11 protein-coding genes are annotated in these 15,589 nt (G+C 69.9%); 5 read left to right on the forward strand and 6 right to left on the reverse strand.

Annotation, left to right across the window (positions count from 1 at the left end):
• From ACFVYK_RS02070 to nirD, 4 genes are all read left to right on the forward strand, one after another.
• On the forward strand, nucleotides 1–611 hold a 611-nt coding region (locus ACFVYK_RS02070; protein ID WP_389767480.1), incomplete at its 5' end, for a hypothetical protein.
• A gap of 24 nt (nucleotides 612–635) precedes the next feature.
• Nucleotides 636–1,850: an NAD(P)/FAD-dependent oxidoreductase gene (locus tag ACFVYK_RS02075; RefSeq protein WP_389767482.1), complete on the forward strand. Its 1,215-nt coding sequence runs from the start codon at nucleotides 636–638 to the stop codon at nucleotides 1,848–1,850.
• Nucleotides 1,850–4,444: a nitrite reductase large subunit NirB gene (nirB, locus tag ACFVYK_RS02080; protein WP_389767484.1), complete on the forward strand. Its 2,595-nt coding sequence runs from the start codon at nucleotides 1,850–1,852 to the stop codon at nucleotides 4,442–4,444. Before ACFVYK_RS02075 ends, nirB begins: the two co-directional genes overlap by 1 nt.
• Nucleotides 4,441–4,800, forward strand: coding sequence for a nitrite reductase small subunit NirD (gene nirD, locus ACFVYK_RS02085; protein ID WP_389767486.1), 360 nt, complete (start codon nucleotides 4,441–4,443; stop codon nucleotides 4,798–4,800). Before nirB ends, nirD begins: the two co-directional genes overlap by 4 nt.
• Before the next feature lie 27 nt (nucleotides 4,801–4,827).
• Here nirD and ACFVYK_RS02090 read toward each other — a convergent pair whose 3' ends face one another.
• From ACFVYK_RS02090 to ACFVYK_RS02115, 6 genes are all read right to left on the reverse strand, one after another.
• A complete protein-coding gene (locus tag ACFVYK_RS02090; RefSeq protein ID WP_389767488.1) occupies nucleotides 4,828–5,766 on the reverse strand; it encodes an oxidoreductase in 939 nt (312 codons plus the stop codon).
• 217 nt (nucleotides 5,767–5,983) lie between these two features.
• Nucleotides 5,984–7,921 carry an FtsX-like permease family protein gene (locus ACFVYK_RS02095; protein WP_389767490.1) on the reverse strand — a complete coding sequence of 646 codons (1,938 nt, stop codon included), beginning with the start codon at nucleotides 7,919–7,921 and terminating at the stop codon, nucleotides 5,984–5,986.
• Nucleotides 7,922–8,277: 356 nt separating this feature from the next.
• Entirely contained in the window at nucleotides 8,278–8,958 is a 681-nt protein-coding gene (locus ACFVYK_RS02100) for an ABC transporter ATP-binding protein (protein ID WP_389767492.1), read from the reverse strand.
• Nucleotides 8,959–9,029: 71 nt separating this feature from the next.
• On the reverse strand, nucleotides 9,030–9,497 hold the full coding sequence (locus ACFVYK_RS02105) for a hypothetical protein (protein WP_389767494.1): 468 nt from the start codon (nucleotides 9,495–9,497) through the stop codon (nucleotides 9,030–9,032).
• A 188-nt stretch (nucleotides 9,498–9,685) separates the two neighbouring features.
• Nucleotides 9,686–12,433, reverse strand: a complete 2,748-nt coding sequence (gene ppdK, locus ACFVYK_RS02110) for a pyruvate, phosphate dikinase (RefSeq protein ID WP_389767496.1) — start codon at nucleotides 12,431–12,433, stop codon at nucleotides 9,686–9,688.
• A 470-nt stretch (nucleotides 12,434–12,903) separates the two neighbouring features.
• Nucleotides 12,904–14,142, reverse strand: coding sequence for an ROK family protein (locus ACFVYK_RS02115; protein ID WP_389767498.1), 1,239 nt, complete (start codon nucleotides 14,140–14,142; stop codon nucleotides 12,904–12,906).
• A 120-nt stretch (nucleotides 14,143–14,262) separates the two neighbouring features.
• On the opposite strand from ACFVYK_RS02115, the gene ACFVYK_RS02120 reads away from it, so the two are divergent.
• Nucleotides 14,263–15,589 (forward strand): hypothetical protein (locus ACFVYK_RS02120; RefSeq protein ID WP_389767500.1); only part of this gene is annotated, 1,327 nt, incomplete at its 3' end.

Below are 15,589 nucleotides of genomic sequence, written 5' to 3' on the forward strand. Positions count from 1 at the left end.
CGGCCGACGCCGTCGCGCCCGCCGTCGCCCCGGCCGTCCCCGGCGACGTGCGGTCCCCGGGCATGCTGCCGGCGCTGCAGCGCACGGCCGGGAACGCCGCCGTCGTGCGGGCCCTGGAACAGCAGCGGCAGCAGCCGCGGCCCCAGCCGCAGGAAAACGCCGTCCAGCGCCATGTGCACGGATGTCCTGCGGTCACCAGGACCCGACCGCGGGAGGCGACGGACAAGTACGACGCCTTCCCGCGGGGCGATACCGCGCCCACCCCGCGCATCGCCAAGTGGAAGGCGGACAACGGGGGCGCGCCCACCGCGGCCGTCGCCGAGAAGCTCAAGCCCGCCCACCCGACCGCCCCGATGGCGTACACCGGCGGGGCGCACCAGATGATCAACTCGGTCGGGCGCAGCCGGCTGCTGCCCGAGGGGTACGCGCCCTACGGCCTGGGCTCCCTGGCCTGTGCGGGCGCCGAGGCCATGCGGGGCGGCGGGGCGGCGGGGCGGCGGGGCGGCGGGGCGGCGGGGCGGCGGGGCGGCGGCGGGAACCCTCACACCTGGGCCCGCGCCCCGCTGAGGGCAGCGTTCCTCGCGGGAAACAACGGTGATGCGGCCGGGTAACGTCGGCACAGCACGCTCCTGGGCATGACCTCGAATTCGCGTGTGGTGGTGCTCGGCGCCGGCCTCGCGGGCGTACGACTCGCCCGCCGGCTCGGCGAGCTGGGCGTGCCCGCGCTGCTCGTCGGCGACGAGGAGCACCGGCCCTACAACCGGGTCCTGCTCGCCGAGGTGCTGGCCGGCCGCTACGCGCCCGAGGTGATCGCCCTGCCCGCGCCCGCCGCGCTGGTGCGCGCCCAGGTCACCGGCATCGACCGCGACCGGCAGGTCCTGGCCTGCGCGGACGGCTCGGAGATCGCCTACGGCACCCTCGTCCTGGCCACCGGATCCAACCCCGTCCTGCCGCCCCTGCGCGGCCTCTTCACGCCCGACCACGTCCTGCCGGAGGGGGTCCACGCCTTCCGCACCATGGACGACTGCCTCGGCCTGTCCAAGGCGGTACGGCCGGGCGTGCGCACCGTCGTCATCGGCGGCGGGCTCCTCGGGGTCTCCGCGGCCCGCGCCCTCGCGGTGCGTGGCGCGCAGGTCGTCCTCGCCCAGCAGGCCGAACGCCTCATGGAACGCCAGCTCGACCCCGGCGCCTCCCGGCTGGTGCGGCGGCACCTCGAGGACCTCGGCGTCGAGGTGCACACCGAGTGCCGGGTCCGCGACGTGCGCTGCCTCGGCGGCGCCGTCCGCACGGTCGAGATGGCCGACGGCTACGCCCTCGACGCCGAGCTGGTGGTGCTGGCCTGCGGGGTCTCCCCGCGCGCCGGACTCGCCAGGGCCGCCGGCGTCGCCGTCCACAAGGGCGTCCTCGTCGACGACGAACTGCGCACGTCGGACCCGCGCATCCGGGCGATCGGCGACTGCGCGCAGCACGACGGGACCGTGTACGGTCTCGCCGCCCCGGCGCTGGAACAGGCCGACGTGCTGGCCGCTTCGCTGGCCGGGGACCCGCACGCCCGCTACACCGGCACCCGCGCCCTCACCCGGCTCACCCTCGCCGGGAACAGCGCCTTCGACCTCGCCGCGTTCGGCGAGACCGAACCCCGCCCGGGCGACGACGTCGTACAGCTCGCCGACGCCACCCGCGGCACCTACCGCAAGGTCGTCGTCCGCGACGACCGCCTGGTCGGCGGGGTCCTCGTCGGCGAACTCGGCACCGTCGGCGCGCTGGCGCGCGCCTGGGAGGGAGCAGAGCCGCTCCCTGCCGACGGCGGCCCCCTGCTCCACCTGCTCACCAACGACGGAGGCACCTGATGACCGCCACTGAGGGGGCCACCCCCACGATCGTGCTCGTCGGCCATGGCATGGTCGGCCAGCGCTTCCTCGAAGCGCTCGCCGAGCGCGGCCTGACCGCCACGCACCGCGTGGTCGTGCTGTGCGAGGAGCCGCGACCCGCGTACGACCGCGTGGCGCTGACCTCGTACTTCTCGGGCAGGACGCCCGAGGACCTGTCGATGACGGACAGCGCGTTCATCGAGACGCACGGCATCGAGCTGTACGTCGGCGACCCGGCCGAGACCGTCGACCGCGAGGCGAAGAAGGTCACCGCCCGCTCCGGCCGGGTCTTCGCGTACGACACCCTCGTCCTCGCCACCGGCTCGTTCCCCTTCGTCCCGCCCGTCCCGAACAAGGACGCCGAGGGCTGCTTCGTCTACCGCACGATCGAGGACCTGCTGGCGATCGAGGAGTACGCCAGGACGGCGACGACCGGCGCGGTGGTCGGCGGCGGTCTGCTGGGCCTGGAGGCCGCGGGCGCCCTGAAGGGCCTCGGACTCACCTCCCACATCGTGGAGTTCGCGCCCCGTCTGATGCCCGTCCAGGTCGACGCGGGCGGCGGCGCGGCGCTGCTGCGCACCATCGAGGACATGGGCCTGTCCGTCCACACGGGCGTCGGCACGCAGGAGATCGTGGTCGACGAGTCCGGCGCGGTCACCGGCATGAAGCTCTCCGACGGATCCGAACTCGCCACCGACCTCGTGGTGTTCAGCGCCGGCGTCCGCCCCCGCGACCAGCTCGCCCGCGACTGCGGACTGACGGTGGGCGAGCGCGGCGGCATCTCGGTCGACGAGCAGTGCCGTACGGTCACCGACCCGCACGTGTACGCCATCGGCGAGTGCGCCCTGGCGGCCGACGGCCGGGTGTACGGCCTGGTCGCCCCCGGCTACGAGCAGGCCGAGACGGCCGCCGCGACGATCGCCGCCGACGAGGCCGCCTTCACCGGCGCCGACCTCTCCACCAAGCTGAAGCTGCTCGGCGTGGACGTCGCCTCCTTCGGCGACGCGCACGGCACCGCCGAGGACTGCCTGGACGTCGTCTACTCCGACTCCCGCGCCGGCCTGTACAAGAAGCTGGTCATCGGCCGCGACGGCACGCTGCTCGGCGGCATCCTGGTCGGCGACGCCGACGCGTACGGCACGCTGCGCGCGTTCACCGGGTCCGTGCCGCCCGTCGCCCCCGAGTCGCTGGTCCTGCCGGCCGGCGCCGGGGAGTCCGCGCAGCTCGGCCCGTCCGCGCTGCCGGACGAGGCGATCGTCTGCTCCTGCCACAACGTGTCCAAGGGCACGATCCGCGGCGCGGTCACGGAGCACTCCTGCACGACCGTGCCCGAGGTGAAGAAGTGCACCAAGGCCGGTACCGGCTGCGGGAGTTGCGTCAAGGTCCTCGGCCAGCTGGTCACCGCCGAACTGGAGGCGAGCGGCGTCGAGGTCGACAAGGGTCTGTGCGGCTGCTTCTCCCAGACCCGCGAGGAGCTGTACGAGATCGTCCTCGCCCTGCGCATCAACACCTACCAGGACCTGCTGGACCGCTACGGCCGCGACGGCGCCCGCGGCGGCGACGGCTGCGACGTCTGCAAGCCGGCGATCGGCTCGATCATCGCCTCCCTCGCCCCGATTATCGGCGCGAGCGGCTACGTCCTGGACGGCGAGCAGGCGGCGCTGCAGGAGACCAACGACCACTTCCTCGCCAACCTCCAGAAGAACGGCTCCTACTCGGTCGTACCGCGCATCCCCGGCGGTGAGATCACCCCCGAGGGGTTGATCGTGATCGGCGAGATCGCCCGCGACTTCGGCCTCTACACGAAGATCACCGGCGGTCAGCGCATCGACATGTTCGGCGCCCGGGTGGAGCAGCTCCCCCTGATCTGGACGCGGCTGGTCGACGCCGGGTTCGAGTCGGGCCACGCCTACGGCAAGTCCCTGCGCACGGTGAAGTCCTGCGTCGGGCAGACCTGGTGCCGCTACGGCGTCCAGGACTCCGTCCGCATGGCGATCGACCTGGAGCTGCGCTACCGGGGGCTCAGGTCGCCCCACAAACTCAAGTCGGCCGTGTCGGGCTGCGCCCGCGAGTGCGCCGAGGCCCAGTCGAAGGACTTCGGCGTCATCGCCACCTCCAACGGCTGGAACCTCTACGTCGGCGGCAACGGCGGCGCGACGCCGCGCCACGCGGACCTCCTGGCCCAGGACCTGACCGACGCCGAGCTGATCCGCCTCATCGACCGATTCCTGATGTTCTACATCCGCACCGCCGACCGCCTGGAGCGCACGTCGACCTGGCTGGAGCGCATCCCGGGCGGCCTGGACCACGTGCGCGACGTGGTCGTGGAGGACTCCCTCGGCATCTGCGAGGAGCTCGAGTCCCTGATGACGGCCCACGTGGCGCACTACGCAGACGAGTGGGCGACCACCATCAACGACCCCGAGAAGCTGGCCCGGTTCGTGTCCTTCGTCAACGCGCCGGACACCCCCGACCCGGTCGTCGGCTTCGTCCCCGAGCGCGAGCAGATCAAGCCCGACCTGCCGCTGCTGACCATCGGCCACCGTCCCCTGGAAGGGAGCGCCCAGCGATGACCCTGGCACCCGAGACCACCGACCTGAAGGTTCAACTCCAGTGGGAGGAGAGCGGCCTCGACTGGTTCACGGTCTGCGACCTGAGCCGGCTCGTCCCCGGCCGCGGCGTGGCCGCGCTCCTGCCCGACGGCCGCCAGGTCGCCCTGTTCCGCGACCGCTCCGGCGCCCTGTACGCCGTCGACAACCGCGACCCGTTCAGCGGCGCCGCGGTCCTCTCCCGAGGCCTCACCGGCACGCACCAGGGCCGCCCGTTCGTCGCCTCCCCCCTCCTCAAGCAGCGTTTCGACCTGCTGAGCGGACAGTGCCTGGACGACGAGACGGTACGCATCGCCACCTACGAGGTGCGAACCGCCTGACGCAGGCCCCTTCGACCCGCCGGCCGATCAGCCCCCGAGGGCGTCGTACGACACACCGGTCAGCTGCTCGGAGGCGGTCCACAGCCGTCGTCCGGCCCGGTCGTCGAGGGTCCAGGGGGCCCGCCAGGACGGTGCGGGCGCCCCGCGCCACATCGCGAGGGACGGCCCGGTGAACGAGTCCGGGCGGACGCCGGGCGCGGTCGCCGCGTACAGGGTGGGCAACGCCCCGGCCTCGGCGGGCTGGGCGATCACCCGGTTGGCGAGCGCCATCAGCCGCTCCGCGCCCCGGCGCCCCTCCGCGAGGGGTCCCGCCGTCTGGAGGTTGGTCGCCGCGTACCCGGGGTGCGCGGCCGCCGCGACCACGTCGGACCCGGCCGCCGCGAGCCGACGCGCGAGCTCGTGCGTGAAGAGGAGATTGGCCGTCTTGGATCGCCCGTAGGCGACCCAACGCCGGTACCCCTGCTCCGAGTTGAGATCAGCCGGGTCGATGTTGCCGAGCAGGTGGGCCATGCTGGAGACGGTCACCACCCGCGCCCCGGCCGGGCGCTTCCCGGCTTCCAGCAGAGCGGGCAGCAACAGCCCGGTCAAGGCGAAGTGCCCGAGGTGGTTCACCCCGAACTGCGTCTCGAACCCGTCGGCGGTGGCGCCGTGCGGCATGGCCATGACGCCGGCGTTGTTGACGAGCAGGTCGAGCCGCTCGTACGGCAGCCGGCGCGCGAACTCCCGCACCGAGGAGAGGTCGCCGAGGTCGAGCCTGCGCAACTCCACGTCCGCATCCGGCACTTCATCACGCAACAGCCGGACGGCTTCCGCCCCCCGCGCCTCGCTGCGACAGGCGAGCACGACCCGCGCCCCCTTACGGGCGAGCTCCCGCGAGGTGACGTACCCGAGCCCGCTGTTGGCTCCGGTGACCACAGCGGTACGACCACGCTGCTCAGAAACGTCCCGCACACTCCACCCGCCCACGACCACACTCTCCTCCCACCCCACCCTGAGACCCGTGAGCCCCTACTCCGGCAGCCTACGACTGCATGGGGCGCACGAGGGCAGAACACGAGCACCAGCCACTCTCGCGTGGCGGACTCGACGAACGCGCCGACAAGCACCGGTGTGACAGAACCATTTACCTGGAAGGGGCGACACCCCGCCCTCAGGGTGCCGCCCCCATGTCCGCCGACTCCGCTCAGTCCCGACGAATCAGCTCCGGGTCGATCCGCCGCCCGATCAGCGGCAAGGAGCCGAGAGCGGCGAGGACGACGACGCCAAGAGCAGAAGCGAGCAACAACGGCAGCCCCGCCCCGTCCCAGAACACGGCGCCACCGCCGGTTACGAGGTAGCTGGACTCGGCCATCTTCCCGGTTACCACCGCGAGCACCAGCCCGACGGCCAAGGGCAGAACAACCTGGGTTACTTGAACGGCCCGGAGCGTCCGGGGTCTAGCTCCTAGCAGCGTCAGAGCGGTCACTTGCGGCCGACGCTCAACGGCACGATCGGTGGCGGCGACGAGATACGCCGCAAGGCCGATGATCAACCCGAGGACCATGCCTGCACCGAGGAGGGATTTGATAACCGTAATCTGTTGAAGCGCAGTGGCGTCTACACCGTCCGTATCGACTTCGATCGTGGGATCTACCTTCGCGACGCCCTCGAGAACAGAGCGCACGGTTGCGGGAGCGGAACTGCTGACAAGAGCAAGAGTGGCTCTCCCCTCCGGACGGTAGCCGGCCGGAAGCGTCGACGGCGGAACCAGTACCGCCCCGCTGCTCGGAATCTGCGCAGCTGTGTCGTCGTGATACCGCATCGTACGGGACGGCACTTGAACGCTGACGAACCGATGCTTACCCTTCGAGTTCTGCAATCGGAAAGGAAAGCTCTTCCCCGGCTTACTGAATTCATCATCGGTGAAGCCCTGAATCATCAGCCGCGCGGAATGTCCTTCCACGCAATTTTTAGTCACCGAGGCCATCCTGCGGAGCTGTTCGCAGGTAGCGATCACTGCACTAATGCTCTCCGGCCACTCCCTACTGTCGGGATCGGTCCACGAATCCGCGAGAATTGCGTGACCGGTGACCCCGGACACTTCCGTGACGGCTTGTTCCTTCTCGTGAGACATGCCGTCAAGGGCCATCGTGTAGAGCTGGACTGGCGCGGTGTTCTTGGAAACCTGACTCAACTCGATGAGCACGCCCTGACTGAGCGATGCCGCGTAGACCAGCAGTACCAAACCGGTCGCAACGCGGAGAGCTCCGCCGGGTTCCACCTCGTTGCGGCGCATGGCCAAACTAAGGGCCAGAGAACGCGCGACACTGGCCACCTTGCGGGCCAGGCTGCTGGAGAGCAGCGGCAGAGACAGCACGAGACCTGTGCCGACCAGTACGACAGCGAGCGGCATCAGGATCGCAGAGAACGAGGTGTCCGTGGGGACGTGCCCCGTCGCTCCCATCACGCAGTACCCGACAACAATGCCCATCCCCGGAACGAGCGGCAGCAGACTCCAAAGACGAGTCGGCTTGTCCACGGCGCTGCGCCTCACAGCCAGTGGGTTGGCCACGGCCTTCCTCGCACTCGCCCTGCCCACAAGCCAGGCGAGTCCCGGGCACCCCACCAGGCAGACGAGGAAGGTGTTCCAGGAGAGCGAACCATCCTCCGCGTACCACTTGAATCCGGGCAGACCCGCTCGTGACACAAGTTGGTTAACGACCGAGTACGCCCCCAGACCGAAGACGGCGCCCAGCAGAGCAGCGGCGAGGGTCTCAGCGGCGTTGACGCGCTGCACGCCTTTTCTGCTCAGCCCGAGCAGACGCAACGCGGCCAACCGCCTCGCGCGAGAAGCCGCGGACAACCGGGCACACACGGAGAGAAACACAGCCAACGGAAGCAGGACGACGCCTGCAAGGGAGAAGCGGAGGATCTCCAGGGTTGACGGTTCTACCGTCGGAAACCGGGTTTCTACCGTCCCGAATTTCGACATGCGCCCGCCCGACTTGAGCATTTCTCGGCTGGAGCCCACATATGCATACAGTTCATCGGGATGAGCCAGCCCTTTTGAAGAAATCACACCCTTTTCGCGACCAGGCACGAGATAGGCCAATTCTGGATTCACTTGCAAGAGATCGTGCAACCGTGGAGACACAATTACCTCGTCGGGCCCGGGAAGTTTACGCAAGCCCGGCGGCGGGGAGATAGGCGCGTCTCCTACTGCCACGAAGATCCGGGTGAGCGGTTCCGTCCCGTATGGATCCACCCTGGTGAGGGCTAGAGCGCTCCCCAGCTGCGAGAGGCAACTACCCAGACCATTTGAACAATCCGGTTCACGAGCTGCCTTGCGAGCATCCTGGGCAGCCAAAATGCCCGGAATCGCAAGCATGATGGCAAGGCAACAGACTCCGATAGCGCTCCCCGCCGCCATGAGAGAGAAGCGCGCGCGGTTACCTCGCCCACTGCCCAGCAAGAGCCGTAGGCCCAGGAGAAGTTCTTTCACGACGCCTCACGTACCTGTTCTGTAAGCTCACCGTCGCTCATCGTGTAGCGAATATCGGCCCGGGCTGCCACCTGAGGGTCGTGAGTCACGAGCACTACGGCCGTCCCTTGCGAACGCGCCAGACCAAGGAATTCTTCCAGAACCGCCGTGGAATTTACGCTATCGAGTGATCCGGTAGGCTCATCGGCGAACACAACGGCAGGCTTGTGCACCAACGCCCTTGCGACAGCAACGCGCTGACACTGCCCACCTGACACTTGCGAGGGGCGCCGCTCCCGTAATTGTGCGAGACCGAGCCGATCGAGTACCTCAGCCGCTGCGGTAAGAGCTTGGGCTTTCCGCTGTCCAGCGAGGCGTAGTGGCAGCGCAGCGTTCTCCTCGATGGTCAGTTCAGGCAAAAGCTCGCCATACTGGAAGACGAATCCGAACTGCTCCCGGCGGATGGCACTAAGCTCCTCATCGTCAAGATCGCCAAGGGAACGGCCAGCAAAGCACACTTGACCTCGGGTTACCGGAAGTACGCCAGCGAGGCAGTACAGCAGTGACGACTTTCCAGATCCACTCTGCCCGGTGATCGCTACCACTTCCCCCCGCCCGAGAGAGATGTCAGCGTTCCGTACAGCTAGCGTCTCACCGTAGAGGAGATCAACCCCTCTGGCCCACAAGACGTCCGACATATTGATCTCCGTTCTCTAATCAGGAGCCCGGGTCCAGTACCTATCTACGGGACCCGGTTGTCAGACAGTTGTCAGCCACGATCCCAGTTGTAGGTGAGCTTTTTTGACCGCATACAGTTGTCTGGCCGAAGAGACCCGCGGTCACGACATGCGCGGATCCTCGCCTCGCCCGTGTACCGCTGAGCGCCGTTCCAATTGGATTGATGCAGCATCACGGAGCTTCGCTGCTTACCGTAGTAGCGCACCCAATCGTGCCCCTGAATCTTTACCTCGACATAGACGTTGTGCCGGTCATCAGTGAGCTCGTCCCGAAGTCGTCCGGACCATTCGAACGCACCGTGATTGACACCCGGGCGGTTGAAAACATATTTCCCCCCGGTGAATGCCACCCCTGTCGTCGCAAGCGTTGGAATGGCCCCCTTCACCGGCGACGCGAACGCCGCCACCGTCCCGCTGAACACCAAGCTGATCGCCGCCATGCCGAGCACTGCCCGCTTCACGCATACCTCCGCTACCCGTGGCGACGCCGTCATCGCCATGAGTAACGGACTGTAGCGGTGCGTATGTCGACAGAAACGATCTATCAGCCCGTAACCACCACATCAGGTGATCGACTTCCAGCCACCCCGCCAAAAAAAGACGGCACCCCCGCACAGGGTGCCGTCTTTCTTGTGGGCCGGGGCCGTCGCCGACTCGGTGAGGGTGGGGGTCGGGGGCGGCTCCGGGGTCAGCGGTGGTCGCTGCCTGTGGACTGGGTTGCCGCGCGGCCTGCCTCCAGGCGGGCCACCGGGATGCGGAACGGGGAGCAGGAGACGTAGTCGAGGCCCACCTCGTGGAAGAAGTGCACCGACTCCGGGTCGCCGCCGTGCTCGCCGCAGACGCCGAGCTTCAGGTCGGGGCGGGTGCGGCGGCCGGCCTCGGCCGCGGACCTGACCAGGGAGCCGACGCCGTCCCTGTCGATCGTCTCGAAGGGGCTGACGCCGAAGATCCCCTTCTCCAGGTACGCGGTGAAGAAGGAGGCCTCGACGTCGTCGCGGCTGAAGCCCCAGACCGTCTGGGTCAGGTCGTTGGTGCCGAAGGAGAAGAACTCGGCCGCCTCGGCGATCTGACCGGCGGTCAGCGCCGCCCGCGGAAGCTCGATCATCGTGCCGATCGCGAGCTTCAGCTCGACGCCGGTGGCCGCCTCGACCTCCGCGATGACCTGGTCGGCCTCGTCGCGGACGATCTCCAGTTCCTGCACCGTGCCCACCAGCGGGATCATGATCTCGGCGCGCGGGTCGCCCTTGGCGTTGCGGCGCTCGGCCGCCGCCTCGGCGATGGCGCGGACCTGCATGGTGAACAGGCCGGGGATGACCAGGCCGAGGCGCACGCCGCGCAGGCCCAGCATGGGGTTCTGCTCGTGCAGCCGGTGCACGGCCTGCAGCAGGCGCAGGTCGTTCTCGTGGGACTCCTGGCGGGACTCGGCCAGGGCGACGCGCACCGACAGCTCGGTGATGTCGGGCAGGAACTCGTGCAGCGGGGGGTCCAGGAGACGGACGGTGACGGGGAGGCCGTCCATGGCCTCGAAGAGCTCGACGAAGTCCTTCTTCTGCAGCGGCAGCAGCTGCTTCAGCGACTCCTCGCGCTCCTCCTGCGTGTCCGCCAGGATCAGGCGTTCGACCAGTTCGCGGCGGTCGCCGAGGAACATGTGCTCGGTGCGGCACAGGCCGATCCCCTGGGCGCCGAAGCGACGGGCGCGCAGCGCGTCCTCGGCGTTGTCGGCGTTCGCGCGCACGCGCAGCCGGCGCTTGCGGTCGGCGAAGGCCATGATGCGGTGGACGGCCTCGACCAGCTCGTCGGCGTCGTCGGCGCCCGCGTGCATGCGGCCCTCGAAGTACTCGACGACCGGGGAGGGGACGACGGGTACCTCGCCGAGGTACACCTTGCCCGAGGAGCCGTCGATGGAGATGACGTCGCCCTCTTCGACGACGTGGCCGCCCGGGACCGTCATCCGGCGGCGCTTGGTGTCGACCTCGAGCTCCTCCGCGCCGCAGACGCAGGTCTTGCCCATGCCGCGGGCGACGACGGCCGCGTGGGAGGTCTTGCCGCCCCGGCTGGTCAGGATGCCCTGGGCGGCGATCATGCCGTCGAGGTCGTCGGGGTTGGTCTCGCGGCGGACGAGGATGACCTTCTCGCCCGAGCGGGACCACTTGACGGCGGTGTAGGAGTCGAACACCGCCTTGCCGACGGCCGCGCCGGGCGAGGCCGCGATGCCCCGTCCGACCTTCTCGACCTTCGCGTCCTCGTCGAAGCGCGGGAACATCAGCTGGGCGAGCTGGGCGCCGGTGACGCGCTGGAGGGCTTCGGTCTCGTCGATGAGGCCCTGGTCGACCAGCTGGGTGGCGATGCGGAAGGCCGCTCCCGCCGTGCGCTTGCCGACGCGGGTCTGGAGCATCCACAGCTGGCCGCGCTCGATGGTGAACTCGATGTCGCAGAGGTCCTTGTAGTGGTTCTCCAGCGTCTCCATGATCTGCATCAGCTGGTCGTAGGACTTCTTGTCGATCTGCTCCAGCTCGGCCAGCGGGACGGTGTTGCGGATGCCCGCCACGACGTCCTCGCCCTGGGCGTTCTGCAGGTAGTCGCCGTAGACGCCCTGATGGCCGGAGGCGGGGTCGCGGGTGAAGGCGACGCCGGTGCCCGAGTCGGGGCCGAGGTTGCCGAAGACCATCGAGCAGATGTTGACGGCCGTGCCCAGGTCGCCCGGGATGCGCTCCTGGCGGCGGTAGAGCTTCGCGCGGTCGCCGTTCCACGAGTCGAAGACGGCCTTGACGGCGAGGTCCATCTGCTCGCGCGGGTCCTGCGGGAAGTCGCGGCCGGCCTCGGTCTTGACGATCTTCTTGAAGCGGGTGACCAGCTTCTTCAGGTCCGCCGCCTCCAGCTCGGTGTCGACGGTGACCTGCTTGGCGGCCTTGGCCGCCTCCAGCGCGTCCTCGAAGAGGTCGCCGTCGACGCCGAGGACCGTCTTGCCGAACATCTGGATCAGCCGGCGGTAGGAGTCCCACGCGAAGCGGGCGTCGCCTGCCTGTTCGGCCAGGCCCTGGACCGACTTGTCGGAGAGGCCGATGTTCAGGACGGTGTCCATCATGCCCGGCATGGAGAACTTCGCGCCCGAGCGGACGGACACCAGGAGGGGGTTGTCCGGCTGGCCGAGCTTCTTGCCCATCTGCTCTTCCAGGGCGGCGAGGTGCGCACTCACCTCGTCACGCAGTGCCGCCGGCTCCTCGCCGCTGTCGAGGTAGACCTTGCAGGCCTCGGTGGTGATCGTGAAGCCGGGAGGGACCGGAAGGCCCAGGTTGGTCATCTCGGCGAGGTTCGCGCCCTTGCCGCCGAGGAGGTCCTTGAGCTCCTTGTTGCCCTCGGTGAAGTCGTAGACGTACTTCACGCCCTCAACGCTCGTGGCCGGTTCGGCTACCTGGAGATCTTTGTTTTCCGACACGGGTCTCGACTCCTCGAGGACGCGGTGGCTGCCCTGACGGCCAGGAACATACCCAGATCGAAGGCTCCTGGGTACGTCCACTTGCGCGTCATGCGCCCGTAACCAACCGTCCGCCAGCGGATCGAAAGTCACGGCTTGGCAAGCACGGAGCCGTCGATGTTTTCACTTGTTGAACGCAAGCGCGCTTCACGAGCCTCATCGGTGCTCGGATGACGCTCGAATGAGCGATACGCGGCACGATTGATTTCGATCGATGAACGATCAAGGCGTGGCACTGAGTGCCACCGTTTGGAGAAGTGCACTCGATCTTGATCCGCTCATCTGAGCACTTGCCCCCTCAGGGGTGGCGAGAATCACGCTCCCGCACGGGGTCCGGGTTCACCATGCGGACGCGCCCGCGGACGCGCTGGCGGAACGGAAACCCGCCTGTCACACACGCGTCCGCATGTGCGTCCTCGTCCGAGCGTCCCTCACACCCCGAGCGCCAGCAACCGCTCCTCGGCGCGCTCCGGCGCGTACAGGTGCTCGACGACCAGCGCACCCGCCCCCACCAGGCCCGCACGCTCCCCCAGCCGCGAGGTCACGACGTCCAGGCGGGCCGTGGAGCGGGGCAGCGCCCGCTGGTAGAGCAGCTCGCGCACGCCGGTGAGGAAGGCGGTTCCGGCCAGATCCCCGGCGATCATCAGGACTCCGGGGTTGAGCAGCGTCACGACGGTCGCCAGCACGTCGCCGACCTGGCGCCCCGCCTCCCGGGCGAGGGCGGCCGCCCCGGGGTGGCCGGCGGCGAGCAGATCGCGCACATCCGAGCCGGAGGACGCCGGCACTCCCGACTCCGCCAGCCTGCGCGCCACCGCCCCGCCGCTGGCGACGGCCGCCAGGCAGCCACGCGAACCGCAGCGGCACAGCGCCTCCGCGCCCACCCGGATGTGCCCGAGATCGCCGGCCCCGCCGTCGACGCCGCGGAAGATCGAGCCGTCGACCACGACCCCGGCGCCGATGCCCGTGGACACCTTGACCAGCACGAACGCGGAGCAGTCAGGGTAGCCGGTGCGCTGCTCGGCGTAGGCCATGAGGTTCGCGTCGTTGTCCACCAGCACGGGGACCTGCGCGCCCGCGCCCCCGGCCGCCTCCTCGGTTTCCCCGCCCGCTGCCGCGCCGGTCCGCTCCCCGAAGGCCCGCGCGAGGCGTCCCCTTATGTCGTAGCCGTCCCAGCCGGGCATGATCGGCGGCTGGACCACCCGGCCCGTCTCGCTGTCGACCGGGCCGGGGACGGCGAGCCCGATGCCGCAGACCTCGTCCGCCCGGTGGCCCGACTTCACCAGCAGCTCGGCGAACCAGCCGCCGAGCTCGCCGAGGACGACGTCCGGACCGTCCTCGACGGCCAGGATGCCGCCGTGCTCGGCCAGGATCTCGCCGGTCAGCGTCAGCACGGCGGCGCGCGCGTGCCGCGTGTCGAGGTCCGCTGCCAGGACGACCGCGTGGGCGTCGTCGAACTCCAGGGTGATCGAGGGACGGCCGCCCAGCGGTGAGTCGACCGGTCCGCCGGCGCCCTCGCGCAGCCAGCCCGCCCGGAAGAGGCGGTCCAGGCGCTGGCCCACGGTCGCCCGGGAGAGGCCGGTCGCCTGCTGAAGGGCGCCGCGGGTCGTCGCGCGGCCCGTGCGCACCATTTCGAGCAGATCTCCGGCGCTGCCCTGACCCCGTCCCGTCATGCGCACCCCCTTGTGTTCATCGAATCCGCATTACATATTGAGTTCTGCGTGTTAAATAGACGTAACTCTACGGTAGCCACTGCCGAACCAGTTGGCCTCGTCGTCTTCGGGGAGCCCCGAGTGGATCGCACCGCCCAGCTCAGCGCCCGTGCGGCGGACCTCGTCGTCGCCGTCGCATACGATCCGGCGGCTCCGCCGGTCCCGGCCGACTCGCCGGCCTCGCACCAGCCGGCGCCCGCCGGAGTCCCGCGCCGGCAACCCCCGCCTCTCCAGGCGTCGCCTCCTGAAACACTGCACCTCAGAGCGGCTGCCGTGCTGGAGGCCAACTGGACGGGCGCCTCCACGGTCCCCTCGCGCGGTCTGTACCCGCACCAGTGGTCCTGGGACTCGGCCTTCATCGCCATCGGTCTGCGGCACCTCTCGCCGCACCGTGCGCAGACGGAGCTGGAGACGCTGCTGGACGCCCAGTGGGGCGACGGACGCGTCCCGCACATCGTCTTCAACCCCTCCGTGCCGCTCGACGCGTACTTCCCGAGCCCCGACTTCTGGCGCTCCTCGACCGCGGGGCGCGCTGCGGGCGCCCCGCGCACCGTACAGACCTCCGGCATCGTGCAGCCACCGGTGCACGCGCTGGCGGCCTGGCTGGTGCACCGCGCCGACCCGGGGCTCTCGCGCGCCCGCGGTTTCCTCGCCCGGGTGTATCCCCGCCTGGCCGCCTGGCACCGCTATCTGCTGCACCGACGGGACCTGGGCGGCGGGGGGCTGGTGTCCGTCGTCCATCCGTGGGAGCAGGGCATGGACAACGCCCCGAGCTGGGACGCCCCGCTCGCCCGCGTCGTTCCGGCCCCCGCCCGCTCCTTCCGTCGTGCCGACCTCGACCACGGGTCGGCCGAGGACCGGCCGACGGACCTGGACTACGCCCGGTACGTGCGGCTGGCGACGGAGTACCGGGACGGCGGGTACGCCGACGGCGGCGGGGAGTTCGCCGTCGAGGATCCCTCGTTCAACGCGCTGCTCATCGCCTCCGAGCACGCGCTCGCGCGCATCGCGCGCGAGCTGGGCGCGACGGGCACGGCCCGCCACGCCCGCGCGCAACGGCTCACGGCGGCACTCGTGGAGCGCCTGTGGGACCCGGCCGAGGGCATGTTCTTCTGCCGGGACCTCCGCGCCGACGCCCAGGCCGGGGACCCGGAACGGCGAGCGAACCGACCACGGAACCCGCAGCCGGACCTGGACTTGGGCCTGCGGCGGGACCTGCGGCCGGACCTGGACCTGGGCCTGCGGCGGGACCTGCGACCGGACCTGGACCTGGGCCTGCGGCCAGACCTGCGACCGGACCTGGACCTGGACCTGCGGCCGGACCTGCGACCGGGCCGGGAGCGGACCTCGCACTCCGGCGCGCACCCGCACCCGCACCCGCCCTCCGGCCCGGCCCCCGCCCCGGACC

Origin of the sequence: Streptomyces sp. NPDC058291 (genome assembly GCF_042880855.1) — a bacterium.
Lineage (GTDB): Bacteria > Actinomycetota > Actinomycetes > Streptomycetales > Streptomycetaceae > Streptomyces.